Annotated in this window: 18 protein-coding genes; 9 read left to right on the forward strand and 9 right to left on the reverse strand. The window is 64.6% G+C overall.

The genetic code is table 11. From position 1 onward, the window contains the following. The first annotated feature begins 156 nt into the window (after nt 1–156). Nucleotides 157–1,458 (forward strand): MFS transporter, encoded by a 1,302-nt coding sequence (locus tag G455_RS0114255; RefSeq protein ID WP_028094318.1) that lies wholly within the window; start codon nt 157–159, stop codon nt 1,456–1,458. Between the two features lie 171 nt (nt 1,459–1,629). Continuing rightward, nucleotides 1,630–2,151: a hemerythrin domain-containing protein gene (locus G455_RS0114260; RefSeq protein ID WP_229861796.1), complete on the forward strand. Its 522-nt coding sequence runs from the start codon at nt 1,630–1,632 to the stop codon at nt 2,149–2,151. A gap of 111 nt (nt 2,152–2,262) precedes the next feature. Here the strand turns inward: G455_RS0114260 and glmM are convergent, their stop codons facing one another. The 7 genes from glmM to G455_RS0114295 form a co-directional block, all read right to left on the reverse strand. Further along, nucleotides 2,263–3,615, reverse strand: coding sequence for a phosphoglucosamine mutase (glmM, locus tag G455_RS0114265; protein WP_035366798.1), 1,353 nt, complete (start codon nt 3,613–3,615; stop codon nt 2,263–2,265). A gap of 11 nt (nt 3,616–3,626) precedes the next feature. Continuing rightward, nucleotides 3,627–4,628 (reverse strand): dihydropteroate synthase, encoded by a 1,002-nt coding sequence (folP, locus tag G455_RS0114270; protein ID WP_028094321.1) that lies wholly within the window; start codon nt 4,626–4,628, stop codon nt 3,627–3,629. After that, nucleotides 4,625–5,554 carry a dihydroneopterin aldolase gene (locus G455_RS0114275; protein WP_028094322.1) on the reverse strand — a complete coding sequence of 310 codons (930 nt, stop codon included), beginning with the start codon at nt 5,552–5,554 and terminating at the stop codon, nt 4,625–4,627. The genes folP and G455_RS0114275 overlap by 4 nt, the downstream gene beginning before the upstream one ends. Before the next feature lie 128 nt (nt 5,555–5,682). Continuing rightward, nucleotides 5,683–6,333, reverse strand: a complete 651-nt coding sequence (locus G455_RS0114280; protein ID WP_084437085.1) for a cell wall hydrolase — start codon at nt 6,331–6,333, stop codon at nt 5,683–5,685. Between the two features lie 164 nt (nt 6,334–6,497). After that, complete coding sequence (locus G455_RS0114285; protein ID WP_028094324.1) at nt 6,498–9,056, reverse strand: putative PEP-binding protein; 2,559 nt, start codon at nt 9,054–9,056, stop codon at nt 6,498–6,500. Nucleotides 9,057–9,194: 138 nt separating this feature from the next. Further along, nucleotides 9,195–11,288, reverse strand: coding sequence for a glycine--tRNA ligase subunit beta (glyS, locus tag G455_RS0114290; protein WP_028094325.1), 2,094 nt, complete (start codon nt 11,286–11,288; stop codon nt 9,195–9,197). Nucleotides 11,289–11,355: 67 nt separating this feature from the next. Then, on the reverse strand, nt 11,356–11,886 hold the full coding sequence (locus G455_RS0114295; RefSeq protein ID WP_028094326.1) for a DUF6446 family protein: 531 nt from the start codon (nt 11,884–11,886) through the stop codon (nt 11,356–11,358). A 77-nt stretch (nt 11,887–11,963) separates the two neighbouring features. On the opposite strand from G455_RS0114295, the gene G455_RS0114300 reads away from it, so the two are divergent. Then, the gene (locus G455_RS0114300; protein ID WP_028094327.1) at nt 11,964–12,596 is read left to right on the forward strand and encodes a MarC family protein; all 633 of its coding nucleotides are present in this window, start codon (nt 11,964–11,966) and stop codon (nt 12,594–12,596) included. Between the two features lie 17 nt (nt 12,597–12,613). Here G455_RS0114300 and G455_RS0114305 read toward each other — a convergent pair whose 3' ends face one another. Beyond that, nucleotides 12,614–13,546, reverse strand: coding sequence for a glycine--tRNA ligase subunit alpha (locus G455_RS0114305; RefSeq protein ID WP_028094328.1), 933 nt, complete (start codon nt 13,544–13,546; stop codon nt 12,614–12,616). Between the two features lie 170 nt (nt 13,547–13,716). On the opposite strand from G455_RS0114305, the gene G455_RS0114310 reads away from it, so the two are divergent. Then, nucleotides 13,717–15,477 carry a serine protease gene (locus tag G455_RS0114310; protein ID WP_028094329.1) on the forward strand — a complete coding sequence of 587 codons (1,761 nt, stop codon included), beginning with the start codon at nt 13,717–13,719 and terminating at the stop codon, nt 15,475–15,477. A 153-nt stretch (nt 15,478–15,630) separates the two neighbouring features. Then, nucleotides 15,631–16,086 carry a DUF4177 domain-containing protein gene (locus tag G455_RS26930; RefSeq protein WP_229861795.1) on the forward strand — a complete coding sequence of 152 codons (456 nt, stop codon included), beginning with the start codon at nt 15,631–15,633 and terminating at the stop codon, nt 16,084–16,086. Nucleotides 16,087–16,122: 36 nt separating this feature from the next. Here G455_RS26930 and G455_RS0114320 read toward each other — a convergent pair whose 3' ends face one another. Next, nucleotides 16,123–16,380, reverse strand: a complete 258-nt coding sequence (locus G455_RS0114320; protein ID WP_028094330.1) for a BolA family protein — start codon at nt 16,378–16,380, stop codon at nt 16,123–16,125. A gap of 112 nt (nt 16,381–16,492) precedes the next feature. On the opposite strand from G455_RS0114320, the gene G455_RS0114325 reads away from it, so the two are divergent. From G455_RS0114325 to cobT, 4 genes are all read left to right on the forward strand, one after another. Further along, nucleotides 16,493–17,119, forward strand: a complete 627-nt coding sequence (locus G455_RS0114325; RefSeq protein ID WP_028094331.1) for a J domain-containing protein — start codon at nt 16,493–16,495, stop codon at nt 17,117–17,119. Nucleotides 17,120–17,234: 115 nt separating this feature from the next. Continuing rightward, nucleotides 17,235–17,375, forward strand: a complete 141-nt coding sequence (locus G455_RS26420; protein WP_154664393.1) for a hypothetical protein — start codon at nt 17,235–17,237, stop codon at nt 17,373–17,375. Between the two features lie 167 nt (nt 17,376–17,542). Then, nucleotides 17,543–18,529, forward strand: coding sequence for a cobaltochelatase subunit CobS (gene cobS / locus G455_RS0114335; protein ID WP_028094333.1), 987 nt, complete (start codon nt 17,543–17,545; stop codon nt 18,527–18,529). 375 nt (nt 18,530–18,904) lie between these two features. Further along, a complete protein-coding gene (gene cobT / locus G455_RS0114340) occupies nt 18,905–20,782 on the forward strand; it encodes a cobaltochelatase subunit CobT (protein WP_028094334.1) in 1,878 nt (625 codons plus the stop codon). The last annotated feature ends 120 nt before the right edge of the window (nt 20,783–20,902 follow it).

Here is a 20,902-nt window from a genome sequence, read left to right on the forward strand (position 1 = left end):
CGGGACGAGCCATGCAGTTTTTGCAATACCGCTACCCGAAACTATCCATAGCCGCCGCCCGCCTTTCCTCTCCTCCGGCAAAGGCGTAACGCGAGTTCTGCAACAAAGCCGTCCTCCCCACGGCAAAAAACGAAACAAAATTACAAATTCGGAACCATGTCTGACACATCTCTCGCATCTGCCGATACCTCGGTCGTGAGCGTGCCGCCGAACGCCCCGCACAAGGTGCTTCTGGCCAGCCTGATCGGCACCACAATCGAATTCTTCGACTTCTACTCCTACGCTATCGCCGCGGTTCTGGTCTTCCCAGCCCTGTTCTTCCCCGGGCAGGATCCGATGACCGCGCTGCTGGCCTCTTTCGCCACCTTCTCGATCGCCTTCTTCGCACGCCCCTTCGGCGCTGTCGTCTTCGGCCATTTCGGCGACCGCATCGGCCGCAAGGCCACGCTTGTCGCCGCCCTGCTGACCATGGGCATCTCGACCGTCATCATCGGCATCCTGCCGACCTATGCGCAGATCGGCGTCTATGCGCCGCTGCTGCTGGCGCTCTGCCGTTTCGGTCAGGGCTTCGGGCTTGGCGGCGAATGGGGCGGCGCCGTGCTGATGGCGACCGAGAACGCGCCCGAAGGCAAACGGAGCTGGTACGGCATGTTCCCGCAATTGGGCGCACCGGTCGGGCTGTTCATCTCTTCCGGCTTCTACTGGATCATGCTGCATGTGATCAGCGAAGAGGACTTCCTGACCTGGGGCTGGCGGCTGCCCTTCGTTGCCTCGATCCTGCTGATCGCTCTCGGCCTCTGGGTGCGGTTGACGATCTCCGAGACGCCGGAATTCGCCAAGGCCATCGAAAAGGAAGAGCGTGTCGCCGTGCCGGTGGCAGAAGTCTTCAAATCCCACAAACGCAGCCTGGTGCTGGGGACCTTCGTCGCCCTGGTGACCTTCGTTCTGTTCTACATCTGCTCGGCCTGGCTGCTGTCCTATAACGTCAAGGTCATCAAGATCCCATTCCTCGACGCGCTGAAGATCCAGATCTATGGCTCGATCGTCTTCGGGATCGCCATCGTGATTGCCGGCAAGCTGGCCGACATGACCGGGCGCTTCAAGTTCCTGATCTGGGTCACCGCCTTGATCGGCCTGTTCTCCTTCGCACTGGCGCCGTTGATGTCGACCGGTGGTGAAGGCGGCATTTATATCTTCGTCACCATCGGCATGTTCCTGATGGGGATGACCTATGGCGTGATCGGCGCGGCCCTGGCGGCCCCCTTCCCGACCCGGGTGCGCTATACCGGCTCGTCGCTGACCTTCAACTTCGCCGGCATCTTCGGCGCCTCGCTGGCACCCTATGCGGCGACCTGGCTGCAGACCAATTATGGCATGGCCTATGTCGGCTATTACCTGCTGGCAGCCGCGGCAATCACGCTGCTTTGCATCCTTGCCATGGGACGTGAAAAAGTCTGATCACGATCCGATCCCAGACTTAAAGGGGCGCCCCAGCGGGCGCCCCTTTTGTTTGCCCCGGCTGCACAGTCAGGACTGCGGCACCGCACATTGTAATACCATAACACCCTCCCCACCTCTGCCCCCATGATGACCCAAAGCATCGAAACCAGAGAGGGCCTGCCGCAAGAAATGACAGCCCTCCTTCGGTATTATCCGCGCGACAGCTGGCCGGATCACCCGAATTTCGCCGCCTCCATCGCCAATTGGATGGGGGCCCATGCAACCTTCCGCGCCTTGGGCGAGATGATCGTCGAGGATACGGAACGCTTTCTGGACAAGGAGATGGAACAGGATCTGTATCTGCACCGCATCGGGCGACACGGCAATGCACTGGTGCACAGCCTGCACGGCCACCACACCTGGGAGGATCGCAAGTTCTTCCCGGAACTGGAGGCCGCCGACCGGCGCTTTGCCTCCGGGCTGGAGATGCTGGAGGGTGATCACGTCGGCCTCGATGGGGTGCTCGACAGCTTCACCCGCGCCGGCAACCGGATGATCCAGCTTGAAGTGCTCGATCCGTCGCAATTGCGCGACGAGGCCGGGGAGGTCCTGAAAAAGGGCGGCACGATCCGCCGGTTTCTCGACCGTCACCTGACGGATGAAGAGGATCTGGTGGTGCCGATCCTGCTGCATCACCGGCTGCGGGGCTGAGAGCGGCCTGGCCGTCATCCACATTCAAATACACAGGACAACCCCCGGGGTTCTAAATGAATCCCCGGGGGCGTGTTCGTTTTAGACAAGCAATTTCCGCCGCCGGGAAATTCAGGCGGCAACCACCGAGGTCACCGCCGCGACGACATTGTCAACGGTCCGGGCCAGCAGCACTGCGTCTTCGCATTCGGCCATCACCCGGATCAAGGGTTCGGTGCCCGACTTGCGGATCAGCAAGCGGCCCTGCCCCAGCAACGCCGCCTCGGCCGCCGCGATGGCGTCCTGCACGCTGGTCTCTTCCAGCGGCGTCTCCCCGGCGGTGAAGCGGACGTTCTTCAGAAGCTGCGGCACCGGGGTGAACTGCTGTGCCAGATCGCTGGCCCGACGCCCGGAACGCACCATCTCGGCCAGGAAATGCAGCCCGGCCATCAGCCCGTCGCCGGTGGTCGCGTGATCGGTCATCACGATATGGCCCGACTGCTCCCCGCCCAGATTGAAACCGCCGGCGCGCATCCGTTCGACGACATAGCGATCGCCGACCCCGGTACGCTCCAGCCCGATGCCCTTGCCGGCCAGAAACCGTTCGAGGCCAAGGTTCGACATCACCGTCGCCACCAGCGCGCCGCCGGTCAGCAGGCCTTCCTCGGCCCAGCGGGCCGCCAGCAGCGCCATCAGCTGATCGCCATCGGCCACCCGGCCCTTTTCGTCGATCAGGATCACCCGGTCGGCATCACCATCCAGGCAGATACCCACATCTGCCCCATGTGCCACCACGGTTTCGGCGGCGATCTGCGGCTGGGTCGAGCCGCAGCCCTTGTTGATGTTCTTGCCGTCCGGGCTGACCCCGACCGGCACCACATCAGCGCCCAGTTCCCACAGGATTTCCGGTGCCGCGCGATAGGCCGCCCCATTGGCGCAGTCGATCACCACCTTCAGCCCGTCGAGCCGCAGGTCGCGCGGCAGCGAGGATTTGACCCGCTCACCATAGCGAAACCGCGCGTCGTCGATCCGCTTGGCCCGGCCGATATTGCCGGCCTGCGCCGGCTCCACCCCGGCCTCGATCAGCGTCTCGATCTCGATCTCCGCCTGATCCGACAGCTTGAAGCCGTCGGGGCCGAAGAACTTGATACCATTATCCTCGGCCGGGTTGTGGCTGGCCGAGATCATCACCCCCAGATCGGCGCGCATCGACCGGGTCATCAACCCGACGCAAGGCGTCGGCACCGGCCCCAGCAGCAGCACATTCATGCCGGTCGAGGTCAGCCCGGCGGTGAGTGCGTTTTCGAACATATAGCCCGACAGGCGGGTGTCCTTGCCGATCACCACCCGATGCGCGCTGCCGCGATCCCGGCGGAAATACCGCCCCGCCGCCGCCCCGATCCTGAGCGCCATGTCGGCGGTCATCGGATAGCTATTGGCCTTGCCCCGAACGCCGTCGGTTCCAAACAGTTTTCTTACTGACATCTTCCGTCCCGTTATCCCCGCGCCGCCTGCCATAGCCGCAGCGCCTGCGCCGTCTCGGCCACATCATGCACCCGCAGGATTTGCACACCCTGCGCCAGGCCGGCAAGCCCCACCGCGATCGACCCCGGCGCCCGCGCCTCGGCACGCGGCTCCTGGCCGATAGTGCCGATGAAGCCCTTGCGCGAGACCCCCAGCAGGATCGGGCAACCCAGCCCGTGGAACAGCGCCAGCCCGCGCAACAGCGCCAGGTTATGCTCCCGCGTCTTGCCGAAACCGATGCCGGGATCGGTCACGATCAGCTCGCGCGCAAGCCCCGCAGCCTCAAGCGTGGCGATGCGGTCGGCCAGAAAGTCATAGACATCCAGCAGCACGTCGTCATAGCGCGGGTCCCGCTGCATCGTCTCCGGTTCGCCCTGCGAATGCATCAGACAGACCGGTGCCGACCGCGCCACGCAAAGCGGCGCCAGCGCCGCATCGAAGGTAAAGCCCGCCACATCGTTGACCAGATCGGCGCCGGCGTCCAACGCCGCCTGCGCCACCGGAGCCTTGCGGGTGTCGATCGAGATCGGCACAGTGCTGATCGCGCGAATGGCCGCGATCACCGGGGCAGTGCGGGCGATTTCCTCGTCCACCAGCACCTCGACCGACCCCGGACGGGTGGATTCCCCGCCGATGTCGATCATATCCACTCCGGCCTCGATCATCGCCCGGGCATGGGCCAGCGCCTGTTCCGGCGCGTTGTGGCGGCCGCCGTCGGAAAAGCTGTCGGGGGTGGTGTTCAGAATGCCCATGATCCGCGGCGCATCCATCGCCATCCCGGCGATATCGACACGCCGCGCGACCAGCGGTTCAAGCTGGTGATCTGGCACCTCCTCCACCGGGATCACCTGCGGCGCCTGCCCGCGCGCCAGCGCCTCGACATGGGTGAACCACAGCGGACCACCGGCCAGAGGCAGCGCATCATCCGGGCGCGCGGTCCCATGCTGAACCAGCGGACGATAATAGAAGGTCATAGCGTCACCTGATCGACCGAGACCGCCCGCAGCGGCACGCCTGCCCCAGCCGGAAGCTCCGCCCCGATCACCAACATCTCGCCGGCGGCGAAGGTCGAGGCGAACCAGGCCGCCAGCGCCACCGCATCCGCGGGCTGGGCCGAGGGGCCGTCCACCGCATCGAGGACGATCTTCGAGGGCGCCCAGACGCTGACCTGGCCGTGCCGCATCGCCCAATCAAGCTCGGTCCGGGTCGACACCACCACGCAACGCGGATCGCGCGCGGCCAGCACCCAGGCATTCTGTTCGATCGCCAGCAGGTCGATCCGTCGCTGGGTCATCCGATGATGACTTTGCGGTGCCGGCAAATCGGGGGCGCCGACGCACAGCAGCAAGGGCCGATGGCGCGCCTGGAGCTGATCCAGCCAGCCAGACAGGTTCTGCGAAGCGATGGCCGCATTCGACAGATACACCAACCGCGGATGCGGTCTGTCACCCTCCTGCGGGACCAGCGGACCATGGGCAAGCTGATCGCGGGCGCGAACGATTTCCACCCCAAGCGCCCCCGGGCCTCGATCCAGCTTTTCGATCCGGACAAAGACCCGAACCGCCTGGGGTTCAAGCAAAATCCGATCGGCGATCCGTTCGGCCAGGGTTTCAAGAAGATTGAGCCGCTCTTCGCTCAGCTCGTGTTCGATCGCCTCGGTCACCTTGTCATAGGACAGGATGCGATCGACATCGTCGTCGATCTCCGCCGTCAGCGGCTCCACTTCGACCACGACATTGAAGGACACCCGCTGCGTGGTGCCTCGTTCGGACTGAAAGGCACCGATTTCGACCTCGACCACGTGATTGCGCACCGAAATTCGGTCCAACGGCGCTTGCGACGCTGTCGCCTCCGCCCGGTCCAAGGGATGCGCGAAGGCGAGACGGGTTTCAGTGCTCATGAGCTGAGGCCTTTGGTATAGGGTCGTGGTCCAGCGCAGACTTACGCTGGCGCCGCCCTTCTAACAGGCCCATCCGCGTCGCACCAGCGACGGAAAGCGTCGCCCCGGCCTGCCGCTGGCCTTTCGGCTCAGTCGCTCGACGCGGTCCGATAGTTCTGGCGATAAAAGATGTGCTCGCCAATCTTGGCGGTCTGCGTATAGACACGCGCCCAACGCGGCTTGACCGACAGAGTGTGGTAATGGGTGGCACCATCGGTCAGATCGCCGGCATAGCCATCCATCACCGCCCGCGCCACCTTCGAGACCCGCTCAAATGCCGCCGGCTCGCGGATCACCTCGGCGCGCCCGTCGCAGGTATAGGTGAACTGGCATTGATACCTTTTGCCGGTGCCCTGGCGGATCACCCCGCAGAGCGTATCGGGATAACGGCCACTGCGGACCCGGTTCATGATCACCTCGGCCACCGCGAACTGCCCCTTGACCGTTTCGCCGCGGGCTTCGAAATACAGGGCCTCGGCCAGACAGCGCCAGTTGTCCCCGCCCTCGGGTTCCGGCTGCGCATCGAGCCAATCGCGGGTAAAGCTGAAAGCTGGCGCCTTACCCTTCTTGCTGACCTTTCCGCGCGACGCGGTCAGGAAGGATTTCAACTGATGATCCGGCATTGCACCGAGGGTGGATTGTTCGCGCTTGAACAAGCTCTTCAGACCGGCTTCGGCCGACACGGAAAGCGGCGACATCGCCGCTATGATCACGACAGCAAAAGCCAGAACCCGGTTCATCTGTACCTCAATGAGCAGTGTCTCGCACCCGGCTGTCACGGCCCGGCGCAGCGGCTCCATTAGCTCAGAAAGGCCAAAAGGTCTACCTCTGCCCAAATCACGGGCAGTTTACGAAGCTTCACAAATCTGCGCCACCGGAAGCGTCCGGCAAAAGAATCCTTTATTTACGGCCTCTTCGCCGCGTTCAGCCCCGTCTTGGCCGCGATTGCAAGTTGAGCGGCAGCCAGCCGAGCGACGGGAACCCGAAACGGCGAACAAGAGACATAATCGAACCCCGCCTCACGGCAGAATTCGATTGATTCGGGGTTACCCCCGTGTTCGCCGCAAATCGACACCGTCAAGCCGGGATGTGCCCCCCGCCCCCGATCCGCACCGAGTTTCAGAAGTTCCCCCACGCCCTCGACATCGAGCACATGAAACGGATCCTCGTTGAACACCCCCTTGCGCACGTAATCCGACATGAACCGCCCGGCGTCGTCCCGCGACAGACCATAGGTCATCTGGGTGAGGTCGTTGGTGCCGAAGCTGAGGAAGGACACATAGGGCGAAATCTCGGCCGCGCGCAAAGCGGCGCGCGGGGTCTCGACCATCACCCCCAGACGGTAATCGAATTCCTCGCCATGCTTGGCACGCACGGTGGCGGCGATGGCGTCGATCCGGGCCTTGATCAGTTCGACCTCACGCCGCGCCGACACCAGCGGGATCATGATTTCGGGCACGACCGGTTCACCGCTTTCGCGCATCGCCAGCGCCGCCTCAAAGATAGCGCGGGCCTGCATCTCGTAGATCTCGGGCACGGTAACCCCCAGCCGTACCCCGCGCAGGCCCAGCATGGGATTATATTCCGCCATCGCCTCGATCCGCCGGGTGACATCGGAAACCGGCAGGTCCAGCGCTTCGGCCAGTTCCCGCTGGCCGGTCCGGGTGGCCGGCAGAAATTCATGCAATGGGGGATCGAACAACCGGATACAAACGGGCCGCCCTTCCATGATCTTGAAAAGCTGGATGAAATCGTCCCGCTGCATTGGCAGAAGCCTCGCTAGGACCTCGGCCCGGCCGGAGCTGGTCTCGGCGAAAATCATCTCGCGCATGACCGTCAGGCGCCCTTGATCGAAGAACATATGTTCGGTCCGGCACAGCCCGATCCCCTGCGCGTCGAAGTTGCGCGCGGTGCGTGCATCCGCCGGGGTATCGGCATTGGCGCGAATGCCGATATCGCGTTCGGCATCGGCCCAGCCCATCAGCGTCTGGAATGCGTCGTCGAGCGCGGCCTCCAGCATCTCCGGCTCGCCAGCGAGGATTTCGCCGGAACTGCCGTCGATGGTGATCACATCCCCCTCGCGCAGAAGACGCCGCTCCGGCGTGATCAGCAGCTTGTCGCGGGTGTTAAAGGTCAGCTCCGAAGCGCCGACGATGCAGGGCAGCCCAAGACCGCGGCCGATCACAGCCGCATGGCTGGTCATGCCGCCCTTTTCGGTCAGCACCCCGGCGGCGGCATGCATGCCCCTCACATCCTCCGGCGCGGTCTCGCGGCGCACCAGAATGCAGGCTTCTCCGCGCGCGGCACTGGCCTGGGCTGCGGCCGCGTTAAAGACGATCCGCCCCGTCGCCGCCCCCGGGCTGGCGCCGATCCCGCGCCCCAGCACATCCCGCGCCGCCGTCGGCGAGACCTGACGGTGCAGCAATTCGCTGACCGAATGCGCATCCACCCGCATCACCGCCTCCTGCGGCGGGATGATGCCGTCTTCGGCAAGCCGCACGGCGATCCGCACCGCCGCCCGCGGACTGCGGGCCACGCGCACGCCATCCAGGATATGGACATTGCCATTCTGGATAACGAATTCGACCTGCATTTCCTCACGCAGACGTTCCCGCATCAGCGCGGCGTCACGCTTGAGCGCCTCGAAGGCCTCCGGCGCCAGCTCCTCCAGCGACGGGCCCCGCGGATCCTTTTCGAGATAAATCGCCTCGGCCCCGGCCCCCAGCGCCTCGCGGCCCTGGCTCTGGCTCAGATAGCGGCCGGTGATCTGTGGCAGGCCAGTTACCGGATTGGCCAGCTGCAGCACGCCCGACCCGCATTCCCCCTGCCCGAGCCCCGGGATCATCTCCTGCACCACCAGCCCCAGCCCGGCATCCGCCGGCGCCCCCTTGGCCTGACGTAGCAAACGCGCCGATGTGCCCTCCCAGGCCCGCGCCATCGACCGCAACACGCCCTTGAGTTGTTCGGGACGCGATTGTGGGAAGGGTTCGTCCGCCTCTTCTTCATAGGCGCGCAACATCCGCTGTAGCCCCTTCGGCCCCTCGTCGGAATCGCTGTCGAAGACATCCGGATCGAGACGCGCCACATGGGTCGCATAGGCCTGCACGAAACGGGAATAAAGCGCTGCAGCCGCGCGTGCCCCCAGACTGTCGGACAGGCATTCATATTGCTGGTCGTTCATGCCGATATTCAGCACCGCACCCGGCCCGCCCCAATCGGGGTCTTCCGAGGACGGGCGCACGCAAAGCAAGGCGCCCGGATCGAACTGCCGGTCGACCTCGTCGATATCGGGCATCTGCCCGGCAGCAATCCGCTTGACCGCCTGGAACGACAAAGCGACCGTGCGCGGCACCGGCAGGTCGAGGCGGACCAGACGCTGTAGACATTTGGCCCGGCCCCCATGGGTCGCCGTGGCGATCGGGGCGATCGGGGTGATCAGTGTGGTATCGGTATTATTCTGCACTGCAGCACCTATTGCTATGCAGGCAGCATAGACCCGGTATGCGCAGGTGCAAGGGGAAGCGCATCCGAACCCTGCGTATCCCGCGGCAAAGGCCGCGGGCCGCCCCCGCGCCGGTTTTCCGGGGCGGAGGCGGCAGCATCAGCCGCCGATGCGGGTCAGGTCGGCGACCTGGGCGCAGACCTTTCGGATCTGATAGAGCAGGTTCAGCCGGTTGCGGCGCAGCACCTGGTTTTCGGCATTGATCTGCACATCTTCGAAGAAGGCGTCGATCGGGCCACGCAGGGCTGCCATCGCCGCCATCGCCGCCGGGAAATTTTCGACCGCCATGGCCGGAGCGATCGCTGCCTCGGCAGTGTCGAGCGCGGTGAAAAGCGCGCGTTCGCTGTCGGTCTCGGCGAATTTCGGATCGGCGCCAAAGGCGTATTCCACCCCATCCTTCTCTTCCGCCTGGGTCAGGATGTTATTGGCACGCTTGAAGCCTTGCAGCAGGTTCTCACCCTCATCCGTGGCCAGCACCTCGGTCAGTGCCCGGGCGCGGGTGACCAGCAGCAGCAAATCATCATTGCCCGGCATCGCCAGGCAGGCGTCGATCACGTCATGCCGCAGGCCCTCGTCACGCAGATAGACCTTCAGCCGGTCATGGAAGAAGGTCAGAAGATCGGTGGCCGTGTCAACGTAATCGGTGCGATCGGCATCGACCGTCTGATTGACCATGCCGGCCTCGAAGATCGGCAGCAGCGGCAGGCGCACGCCATTTTCCAGCACCAGCCTGATCACCCCCAGCGCGGCGCGGCGCAGGGCAAAGGGGTCTTTCGACCCGGTGGGCTTTTCGTCAATCGCCCAGAAGCCGGTCAAGGTATCCAGCTTGTCTGCCAGCGCCACAGTGACCGAAACCGGCGCGGTCGGCACGTCGTCCGACGGCCCCAGCGGCGAATAATGTTCCTGACAGGCTTGGGCCACCTCGGCGGGCAGGCCGGCGGCCTCGGCGTAATAGCGGCCCATCAGCCCCTGCAGTTCGGGGAATTCATAGACCATTTCCGAAGACAGATCGGCCTTGGCGACCTCGGCCGCCTGGGCAGCCAGATCGGCATCGGAGCCGACCTTCGGCGCCAGTTCACGCGCCAGCAGCGCGATCCGCGCGATCCGCGCCTTCTGGCTGCCCAGCTTGTTGTGGAAGGTCACATGGGCCAGCCGGTCGGTCCAGGCGCCCAGCCCTTCGCGCTGCGCCACCCGCAGGTCATTTTCCCAGAAGAATTTCGCATCCGACAGCCGTGCCGACAGCACCTTCTGGTTGCCGGCGAGGATGGTCTTGCCGTTATCCGCCGTCTCGCGGTTCGCCACGGTGATGAAGCGCACGATGCGGCCAGTCTTGGGATCACGGACCGAGAAGAACTTTTGATGTTCCTTCATCGAGGTCTGCAGCACCTCTGGCGGCAGATTGAGGAAATCGGCGCCGATCTCGCCCATCAGCACCACCGGCCATTCGACCAGCCCAGCAACCTCGGCCAGCAGTCCCTTGTCCTCGACCACCTCAAGGCCGGCGGCAAAGGCCATGTTGGTGGCCTCCGACCAGATATGATCGGCGCGTTCCTCGGCCGAGAGGATCACATGGGCGCGCTTCAGCTGTGCCGCATAGCTTTCAAAAGACGAAACCGTGAAGGCCGCCGGCGCCATGAAGCGATGGCCGCGCGTGGTGTCCCCGGCGACGATCCCCTCCACGTCCAGCGGCACGACGCTGGCGCCGCCCTCGTCCGACAGGATGCAGAGGATCGAATGCAGCGGGCGCACCCAGCGCAGAGTGCCCGCGCCCCAGCGCATCGACTTCGGCCAGGGAAAATTGCGGATGGTGTCTTCCAGCACCTCGGCCACGATCTCGGCCGCCGGGCGGCCCGGCTTGGTGAGCGTGGCGAAATAAATCGCCCCCTTCGGCGTATCGCGCTCCTCAAGCTGATCGCGGGTCAACCCGGCGCCGCGCAGAAAGCCTTCGATGGCCTTTTCCGGTGCGCCGACCTTAGGGCCCTTGCGTTCCTCTTTCAGTGTCGGGGAATGGGCCAGCAGCCCTTCCAGCGCCAGGGTCAGCCGGCGCGGCGTCGAAAAGGCGGCAGCACCGGCATAGGTCAGCCCGGCCTCGACCAGGCCATTGGTGACGCGCTGTTTCAGATCCTCGGCGGCACGGGCCTGCATGCGGGCCGGGATTTCCTCGGAGAAGAGTTCGATCAGAAGGTCAGGCATCGGATGTCCTCGGGGCGGTTCAGGCGACAAGGCCCGGAAAGTGTTTGCGAAAGATCGGTCTGAGGGGTCATGATCCGGCCCCCTCGGTCCGGGGTGGGCAGTCCTCTCCCACCGGGGTTCCGTCATAGGCCTTGCGGCCACAATGGTTCAGCTCGTTCCAGGCCCAGCCGCGCCCGTCCGGGGCGATGGCGACCACCCGGTCGACGCCATAGGCGATGTTCTTGACCGAAAGATACATATGGAACTGCCCCGCCTCGACCCCGCGGCCGATTTCCTCGGCGTCGAAACAGTCGAACCAGCCGGGCGCCACCAGCGGCTCTGCGCTGTCCAGCGGCACATAGGCGGCAAGCTGGTCGGTGGTAAGCGGCGTGGTGAAGCAGGAGCGATAGCGGATCGGAGAACTGTCGGCGTCGATGGCGCGAAATCCGGAATAGGGGATCGGCTCGGGCTGCCCCGTCGCGCGCGAAACCAGCGTGACATCCTCGCCGGGCTGCGGCGTCACCTCGTAATAATAGCCATAGACCTGCAGATAATAGATCGCCATCCCCGCGACCAGCGCAGCCACGACGATCAGCGAGGCGCCCCATTTCCCGTTCATGCCGCAAGCTCCCGTGCAGGGTTGGCCCGGGGGCTGGGCGATGCTAGGCCTTGGGCGGCTGACCGAAGGATACGAATATGGACATGGCGTTTCTGATCAAGTTCGCAGGCGCGATCTTCGCGATCATGAACCCCTTCGTGAACCTGCCGATGTTCCTGGGCCTCACCTCGGACATGGAGACGGCAGACCAGCGGCGCGCGGCGCTGATGGCATCCTTCTATGCCGCCATCCTCTGCGCCGTGGTGGCGCTGGCGGGCACCGAAATCCTCAGTTTTTTCGGCATCAGCCTGGCTGATTTCCGCGTCGCCGGCGGCGTCGTCCTGATGATGATCGCGCTTGGAATGCTCAACGGCCGATCCGGCCCCGCCCATCATGGAACCGCCGCGGAAAAGGCCGCCAACGAGACCCGAGAGACGGTGTCCTTCTACCCCATGGCCTTTCCGATGCTGGTGGGCCCCGGCACCATCGCCACGATCATCCTGTTCACCGGCCAGGCCAGCGGCCCCGGCGACCATCTGGCCATTGCCCTGGTGCTGGCGGGCGATCTGCTGGCGCTGGCGGTGGTCCTGTTCTTCGCCGCCAGCATCGGCCGGCTGATGTCGCAAACCCTGCGCACCGTGACCATCCGGCTGATGGGCATCATCCTGGCCGCCATCGCGGTCGACATGATCGCGGGCGGGCTCAAGACCCTGCTGCCGGGTCTGGCTTAGGGCGGCGAAGGCCCGGGTCATGCGGCCTCAAAGCCCCCCGCAGCGGTCTGCACGAAGGCATCGGCGCATTTCTTGGCCAGCGCCCGCACCCGACCGATATAAGCCTGGCGTTCGGTGACCGAGATCACCCCGCGCGCGTCGAGCAAGTTGAAGAGGTGGCTGGCCTTGATGCACTGGTCATAGGCAGGATGCGCCATGATGATCCGCTTGCCGGTCTTGGGGTCCATCGCCTCTTGCGACAGGATGGATTCACATTCGGCCTCGGCCTCTTCGAAATGCTTCAGCAGCATCTCGGTATTGGCGACATCGAAGTTCCAGCGGCTGTATTCCTGTTCGGTCTGACGGAAGACATCGCCATAGGTCAGTGCGATCGGCGCCTGCGGATCGTTGAACGGCATGTCCATCACGTGGTCGATACCGAGGACATACATCGCCAGACGCTCCAGACCATAGGTCAGTTCGCCCGAAACCGGATGGCAGTCATGGCCGCCGACCTGCTGGAAATAAGTAAACTGCGACACTTCCATGCCATCGCACCACACTTCCCAGCCCAGCCCCCAAGCGCCCAGTGTCGGGCTTTCCCAATCGTCTTCGACGAAGCGGATATCATGCATCTCCATGTCGATGCCGATCGCCTCGAGGCTGCCCAGATAGAGGTCTTGCAGATCCGGTGGGCTCGGTTTGATCAGCACCTGATACTGATAATAGTGCTGCAGCCGGTTCGGGTTCTCGCCATAGCGGCCATCTGTCGGGCGACGCGAGGGTTGCACGTAAGCAGCGGCCCAGGCCTTGGTGCCAAGCGAGCGCAGCGTGGTCCCCGGATGGAAGGTGCCGGCGCCGACCTCCATATCATAGGGTTGCAGCATCGCGCAGCCACGCGATGCCCAATAGGTCTGCAACCGCAGAATGATTTCCTGAAAGGAACGCGGGGGCGTTGGTTTTTCGGTCATCTGCCGCTCTGTCCTGAAACCCGGGTAAAAACGCGCCTTTCCTATGCTCCCCGCCCGGCAGGGTCAACGCGCAACAGGGGGAAAACGCCGCGCTTTAAGCCATGGCAATCGCGTCGGTTTCCTGATTAGGTGCCGCGAAACCACATGTTTGTCAGACCAAGAGGCTGATTATGCCCAGACTGTTCGCCGCATTCCTGATTCTCGTTCTGAGCCTCGCGCGCCCGCTTTGGGCGCAGCAGGCCCCGAACGATACTGTCTGGGTGCAAATCGAGGCCCACCCCAGCCTGCCCGAAGCCCGCAAGCAAGCCAGCCTGTTCGCCATGCGCCTTGCGGATGTGAACGGCTTCGCGCTTGGCGGTGGCTGGTACGGGATCGCGCTCGGCCCCTATACCCGCCCGGAAGCCGAACAGGTGCTGCGGGTCTATCGGCTGCAGGGACAAATCCCACGCGACAGCTATCTGGTCGACGCCGACAGCTATGGCGAACAATTCTGGCCAGACGGCGCCAATCCGACAACCCAACCGGGCCAGACCGCGCCCGCGACACCGGCGCAGGACACAGCCGAAGCGGCCCCTGCTCCGACGCCCATGCCCGCGCCCGCGCCTGCGGACGAGACACTCACGGAGGCCCGCAACAGCGAACGCCTGCTCAGCATCAAGGAGCGCCGCGACCTGCAAACTGCGCTGCAGGCAGCCGGCTTCTATAACTCGACCATCGACGGCGCCTTCGGTCGCGGCACCCGGGCCTCGATGGCGGACTGGCAAGCCGCGCAGGGATACGAGGCGACCGGTGTTCTCACCACCCGCCAGCGCAAGGCGCTGATGGATGCCTATAACGCGCCGCTGATCAGCGTCGGCATGCGGTATCACCGCGACGACCGCGCCGGCATCGCCATGCAGATGCCGCTGGGGGCCGTGGACTTCTCCCGCTATGAATCGCCCTTCGCGCAATATGCCTCTGTCGGCGACAGTGGCATCCAACTGCTGCTGATCAGCCAGCCCGGCGACCGGGCGGCGCTTTACGGGCTCTATGACGTGCTGCAGACGCTGGAGATCGTGCCGCTTTCGGGCCCGCGCGAAAAAGGCCGCGACAGCTTTACCATCGAAGGCCGGGGCCATGGTATCATCACCCATGCCGAAGCCAGCCTGACGGGCACCGAGATCAAGGGTTTTGTCCTGGTCTGGCCCCAGGGTGACGAGGCCCGCCGCACCAGGGTTCTGGCGGCGATGCAGCAAAGTTTCGAACGCACCGACCGCGTGCTCGACCCCAGCGCCGGAGCCGAGGCGCCGCAGGCGGTCGATCTGGTCTCGGGCCTGGCGGTGCGCAAACCGAAACTGTCGCGCTCGGGCGTCTATGTCGACAGCCGCGGCACCGTTCTGACTGCGGCGGCGAACGTGGCCCAATGCGCCCGGATCACCCTGGACTACGATTACGAGGCCCGCGTCCTGGCCTCCGACCCGGAAACCGGCCTGGCGCTGCTGCGCCCGGAACAAATGCTGGCGCCGATGGCGGTGGCGAAACTGCGCCCCGGCGCCCCCCGCCTGCAATCCGAGGTGGTATTGGCCGGCTATTCCTATGGCGGGGTGCTGGGCGCACCGACGCTGACCTTCGGCACCGTTGCCGATCTGAAGGGGCTTGCAGGAGAAACCGTCCTCACCCGGCTTGCGCTGTCGCCGCTCGAAGGCGATGCCGGAGGCCCGGTTCTGGATGACAGCGGCACCATGCTGGGCCTGCTGCTACCGGCCCCGGCCGGCGCACAGCGGCTGCCCGAGGGGGTCAGCTTTGCGGCCAATTCCGACGCGATCGAAGCCCTGCTGGGCAAGGCCGGCGTCGACATCGCGCGCAACGATGGCAGCGCGCCACAACTCGCCCCCGACGACCTGAGCAAACTTGCCATGGGCATGACCGTTCTGGTCGGCTGCTGGGACTGATCCAGCCCCGCGCGCCGGGCCCGGCCCGGCGCGTGCCTTGATTTCCGACACGCCCCGGCAGCTTTGCGGCAGTGACTTGCCCATGTCCGCCGGCGGCCCTTTTCCCTGCTGGGCAAGCTGCTAAATTGACCTTCGATCACAGAAGGGAACCCGATGCCCCGCTACGAATACAAGGTCCTTCCCGCCCCGGCCAAGGGCCGCAAGGCCAAAGGACTGAAATCACCCGAATCGCGTTTTGCCCTCGCCGTGGAAACCACCCTGAACGAAATGGGGGCCGAGGGCTGGGAATATCTCAGGGCCGAGCTTCTGCCCAGTGACGAGCGCAGCGGCCTGACCGGCTCGACCGTCAACTGGCGCAATGTGCTGGTGTTCCGCCGCCCGCTGGAGGCCGCGACCGAGAGCTTCGCCCCCCGCCGGATCGAGACACCCGAGATGCCGCCGGTCACCGAACCGCAGCTGCGCGCCGGCGAAACGCCTGCTCCGGTGGCCGCGCCGGCAACTGACGAAGACGCGCAGGATGCCGGACTTGCAGCTTCGTCCGATCCGGCGATCGGCGCAGCGCTGACGACACGGGCCCGGCTTGCCGGCGTGCGCCGCGACGAGGACTAGGACGGATCCCGGACGGCCCGCCCCCGGCTGGCGGGCCTATTCGTCGATATCAAGCGCCAGCGCATGTATCCGCGCCAGAAGGTCGGGGCCCAATGCCGCATGCACCGCCCGGTGCCGCATCAACCGCCCCTGCCCGGCGAACCCCGCGGCGCGGATCACCACGCGAAAATGGCTTTCTCCGCCCTCGCGGTATCCCGCATGCCCCCGATGCGCCTCGCTCTCATCCACGACCTCCAGCAGTCGCGGAGCGAACGCCTTCTGCAACCGGTCGGCGATTTCGTCTGTCTTGCTCATTATTTCGCTCATGCGGCAAAAATTTCGCCGCCCCCTCTTCTATCTGCCGCCACTTAGATTAAACTCTGGCGTCCGAGTCCAGAACGCCCCCCCCTTGCAAAGGAACAGCGCGATGTCAAAAGCGGATCCCTTTGGTTTCGATATGTCAGTCTCTTCGGCCAAGAGAAAGAACCCGCGCGGTCGTCGCGGGATGTCCGGCGCGTCGGAAACCTCTGTCCGCATCTGCGATCACGACGGATGCAACGAGCCGGGCAAATTCCGTGCCCCCAAGGCGCCGGACGTGCTGGACGACTACTTCTGGTTCTGCCAGCAGCATGTACGCGAATACAACCAGAAGTGGAACTTCTTCGAAGGCACCACTGAGGCCGAGCTGAACGCGCAGCAGACCAAGGACAAGGTCTGGGAACGCACCACCCGCCCGATGGGCGACCCCGAGGCCCGGGCCTGGGCCCGGCTGGGGATCGAGGACCCGCATCAGGTGCTGGGCCAGAATGCCACCAAGAATCCTGGCCGGGGCGCCAGCACCGGGCGGCGTCTGCCGCCGACCGAACGCCGCGCGGTCGAGATTCTCGAGGCCAAGGACAGCTGGACCAAGGCCGAGGTGCGACGTGCCTACAAGAAGCTGATCAAGGTTCTGCACCCCGACATGAACGGCGGAGATCGCAGTCAGGAAGAACAGCTTCAGGAAGTGGTCTGGGCCTGGGAACAGATCAAGGACAGCCGCAACTTCAAGGATTGAGGAACGGGCAGGATCGGCGACCCAGGTCGCCCGGTCCGCCCCATCCCCTGCCGGACACAGGCTGTCCCGCGTCTTTATTGCCTATTTTTCCCGCAATGATTTCCGGGGGCTCTAGATGGCACCAGCCTCTGGCGACACCGTCATTGCCCTTGGTCCCGCGTCTTCGGACTTCGACATCCGTGCATGCCGGCCCTCGGAGAAACCGATCTCGGGCAGCGACGGGCGCGCCAGCCTGATCAGCGCGACCGCGATGTGATCCCGAACGCCCAGCCGGGATAGAGCCCTCTCCTGCGGCAGTCCGCCCATCGCATGTGACGCAGGGTTTCCATGCGGGCGCCTTCCCCTTGTCACCGGCCCCGATATGTTGCACCACATTGCTGCCGGCAATTCGGCCGGACTTACTGAATTCAAGGGACGAGACGAATGGCTGACGGCGCGCTCGATATCAACGCAAAACCGACCGAAGAGATCTCCGTGCGCGACGTCTTCGGCATCGACACCGATATGGTGGTCAAGGGCTTCGCCGAAGCCACTGACCGCGTGCCGGTGATGGATCCGACCTACAAGTTCGATCCCGACACGACCCTGGCGATCCTCGCAGGCTTCTCGCATAATCGCCGGGTGATGGTGCAAGGGTATCACGGCACCGGGAAATCCACCCATATCGAACAGGTGGCCAGCCGCCTGAACTGGCCCTGCGTGCGCGTCAACCTCGACAGCCACGTCAGCCGGATCGACCTGATCGGCAAAGACGCGATCAAGCTGGTCGACGGCAAGCAGGTGACCGTGTTCCATGAGGGCATTCTGCCCTGGGCCCTGCGCAACCCCACCGCCATCGTCTTTGACGAATACGACGCTGGCCGCGCCGATGTGATGTTCGTGATCCAGCGGGTGTTGGAAGCGGACGGCAAGCTGACGCTTCTCGATCAAAACGAGATCATCACCCCGAACCCCTATTTCCGGCTGTTCGCAACCGCCAACACCGTCGGTCTGGGCGATACCACCGGGCTCTATCACGGGACCCAGCAGATCAACCAGGCCCAGATGGACCGCTGGTCGCTGGTCGCGACGCTGAATTACCTCAATCACGATGCCGAAGTGATGATCGTGCTGTCGAAGGCACCACATTACAATACCGAAGCCGGCCGCAAGAAGGTCAGCCAGATGGTGACCGTCGCCGATCTGACCCGCACTGCCTTCATGAATGGCGAACTGTCGACGGTGATGTCGCCGCGGACGGTGATCAACTGGGCGCAGAACGCGGAAATCTTCCGCAATGTCGGCTATGCCTTCCGGCTGTCCTTCCTGAACAAATGCGATGAGCTGGAGCGCCAGACCGTGGCGGAGTTCTATCAGCGTTGCTTTGACGAGGAACTGCCCGAAAGCGCGGCGAGCGCCAGCCTGAAATAAGGCCGCTCACTGCCCGGCGATATCGGGCCAACAGAAAACAGGGCGCGAGCTGAAAGCTCGCGCCTTTTGCGTTCGGGCTGTCGCCATATCGACAAGAGACCCGGAATGCCTGCCGGATTGACCGGCAGCATCGGCCCGGCGGCAACGGCGGAATAGTCCCAAAGGCTGGACGCGGCCCTTTCGTCACCGCGGACCATCGCGTCGCTCGCCCCGGCTGCTGCGGCAATCGTCGCACGGCAGCCGCATGTCGATCATCTTGTGGGCCGGGCACTGGACCGAAGCCCCGGGACGCTCGGGAATACACCGCCCCCTATGGTCAAGGGGCGGGAATGTCTCTAGGCTACGCACAAGACATAAGACCGGACCTGACCCGCGATGAGCAAACCCACCGACAACCCCGCCGATCCGTTCAAGAAGGCGCTGGCCGAAGCCACCAAGGTGATGGCCAACGATCCCGAACTGAACGTCTCTTATTCGGTCGACCCTTCTGGGCTGTCCGGAGAGAGCATGCGCCTGCCGCAGGTCAGCCGGCGGATGACCCGGGACGAGGTGCTTTTGGCACGCGGGACGGCGGATGCGCTGGCACTGCATCGGCGCTATCACAACGAGGCGGTGCATTCACGCTATGCCCCCCCGGGCGATATGGCGCGCGACATCTATGAGGCGATGGAAACCGCCCGCTGCGAGGCGATGGGCGCCCGCGATATGCCCGGCACCGCCAGCAATATCGACGTGAAGATCACCCACGAGGCGCTGCGGCGCGGTTATGACAGCATCAAGGATGCCTCGGAGGCGCCGCTGCCGGTGGCGGCAGGCTATCTGATCCGTCACCTGGCCACTGGCCGCCCCTTACCGCGCGGCGCCGATAACGTGATGGAGCTGTGGCGCGGCTATATCGAGGAACAGGCCGGCGGCACGCTGGAAGAGCTGCAGGAAAAGCTGTCTGACCAGACCGAATTCGCCAAGTTCGCACGCCAGATGATCGACGATCTGGGCTATGGCGATCAGCTGGGCGAAGATCCCGATCAAGCCGACGAGGATCAGGAGGATCAGGCCGAGGAAGACGCCGAGGAACAGGAGAACCCCGACAGCACCGGCGAGGAGGATCAGGAAGATCAGACCGCCGAGGCCGACCCGGAGCAATCCCAGGACGAGCAGCAGGACAGCAGCGAAGCCCAGGTCAGCATGGATGAGCTGGCCGATGAGGAAATGGGCGAAGAGACCGAGATGCCCGATGGCGAGGCGCCGCTGGAGCCGCCGCCCCCGCCGCCCGCCTCGGAGGCCGATCCGAACTATAAGGTCTATCTGAGCACTTATGACGAGGAGATCGGCGCCGAGGAGCTGGCCGAACCGCAGGAGCTGGAGCGGCTGCGCGCCTATCTGGACCAGCAGCTTGAACCGCTGAAGGGCGCGGTCAGCCGGTTGGCCAACAAGTTGCAGCGACGGTTGCAGGCGCAACAGAACCGGTCGTGGGAATTCGACCTCGAGGAAGGCGTGCTCGATGCCGGACGGCTGGCCCGCGTGGTGGCGAACCCGACCACGCCGCTGAGCTTCAAGCGCGAGAAGGACACAGAATTCCGCGACACCGTGGTGACGCTGCTTCTGGACAACTCCGGCTCGATGCGCGGACGGCCGATCTCGATCGCCGCGATCTGCGCCGATGTGCTGGCGCGCACGCTGGAGCGCTGCGACGTGAAGGTTGAAATCCTCGGCTTCACCACCCGCGCCTGGAAGGGCGGTCAGGCGCGTGAGGCCTGGCTTGCCAACGGACGACCGCAGCAGCCGGGCCGTCTGAACGATCTGCGCCATATCATCTACAAGTCAGCGGATTCGCCTTGGCGGCGGGTGCGTGACAATCTTGGGCTGATGATGAAGGAAGGCCTGCTGAAGGAGAACATCGACGGCGAGGCGCTGGAATGGGCGCACCGCCGGATGATCGCCCGGCGCGAGCAGCGCAAGATCCTGATGGTGATTTCCGACGGCGCGCCGGTGGACGATTCGACGCTGAGCGTGAACCCGGCGAATTATCTTGAGAAACACCTGCGCGACGTGATCGCCATGGTCGAAAAGCGCAAGCAGGTGGAACTGTTGGCGATCGGCATCGGCCATGACGTGACCCGCTATTACAATCGTGCGGTGACGATCACCGATGTCGATCAACTGGCTGGCGCGATGACCGAACAGCTTGCCGCGCTGTTCGATGCCGACCCGCGTGCCCGCGCCCGGGTAATGGGGATCCGAAAGGCGAGCTGAAGCTCGCCTGCCTCCGGCGGCCGTATTTGAAACGAGAAGAATGAGCGGCGCGAATATCGCGCCGTTCTTCGCTTTTCGGCGTCGAAGAAATCGAGGAACGCCATACCCTTGCCCTCCCTC

Origin of the sequence: Pseudodonghicola xiamenensis DSM 18339 (assembly GCF_000429365.1) — a bacterium.
Classification (GTDB): Bacteria; Pseudomonadota; Alphaproteobacteria; order Rhodobacterales; family Rhodobacteraceae; genus Pseudodonghicola; species Pseudodonghicola xiamenensis.

Coding starts and splice junctions, on each gene's coding strand:
- G455_RS0114255 (WP_028094318.1), top strand. CDS start 157: ATGTCTGACACATCTCTCGCATCTGCCGATACCTCGGTCGTGAGCGTG.
- G455_RS0114260 (WP_229861796.1), top strand. CDS start 1,630: ATGACAGCCCTCCTTCGGTATTATCCGCGCGACAGCTGGCCGGATCAC.
- glmM (WP_035366798.1), bottom strand. CDS start 3,615: ATGTCAGTAAGAAAACTGTTTGGAACCGACGGCGTTCGGGGCAAGGCC.
- folP (WP_028094321.1), bottom strand. CDS start 4,628: ATGACCTTCTATTATCGTCCGCTGGTTCAGCATGGGACCGCGCGCCCG.
- G455_RS0114275 (WP_028094322.1), bottom strand. CDS start 5,554: ATGAGCACTGAAACCCGTCTCGCCTTCGCGCATCCCTTGGACCGGGCG.
- G455_RS0114280 (WP_084437085.1), bottom strand. CDS start 6,333: ATGAACCGGGTTCTGGCTTTTGCTGTCGTGATCATAGCGGCGATGTCG.
- glyS (WP_028094325.1), bottom strand. CDS start 11,288: ATGCCTGACCTTCTGATCGAACTCTTCTCCGAGGAAATCCCGGCCCGC.
- G455_RS0114295 (WP_028094326.1), bottom strand. CDS start 11,886: ATGAACGGGAAATGGGGCGCCTCGCTGATCGTCGTGGCTGCGCTGGTC.
- G455_RS0114300 (WP_028094327.1), top strand. CDS start 11,964: ATGGACATGGCGTTTCTGATCAAGTTCGCAGGCGCGATCTTCGCGATC.
- G455_RS0114305 (WP_028094328.1), bottom strand. CDS start 13,546: ATGACCGAAAAACCAACGCCCCCGCGTTCCTTTCAGGAAATCATTCTG.
- G455_RS0114310 (WP_028094329.1), top strand. CDS start 13,717: ATGCCCAGACTGTTCGCCGCATTCCTGATTCTCGTTCTGAGCCTCGCG.
- G455_RS26930 (WP_229861795.1), top strand. CDS start 15,631: ATGCCCCGCTACGAATACAAGGTCCTTCCCGCCCCGGCCAAGGGCCGC.
- G455_RS0114320 (WP_028094330.1), bottom strand. CDS start 16,380: ATGAGCAAGACAGACGAAATCGCCGACCGGTTGCAGAAGGCGTTCGCT.
- G455_RS0114325 (WP_028094331.1), top strand. CDS start 16,493: ATGTCAAAAGCGGATCCCTTTGGTTTCGATATGTCAGTCTCTTCGGCC.
- G455_RS26420 (WP_154664393.1), top strand. CDS start 17,235: ATGGCACCAGCCTCTGGCGACACCGTCATTGCCCTTGGTCCCGCGTCT.
- cobS (WP_028094333.1), top strand. CDS start 17,543: ATGGCTGACGGCGCGCTCGATATCAACGCAAAACCGACCGAAGAGATC.
- cobT (WP_028094334.1), top strand. CDS start 18,905: ATGAGCAAACCCACCGACAACCCCGCCGATCCGTTCAAGAAGGCGCTG.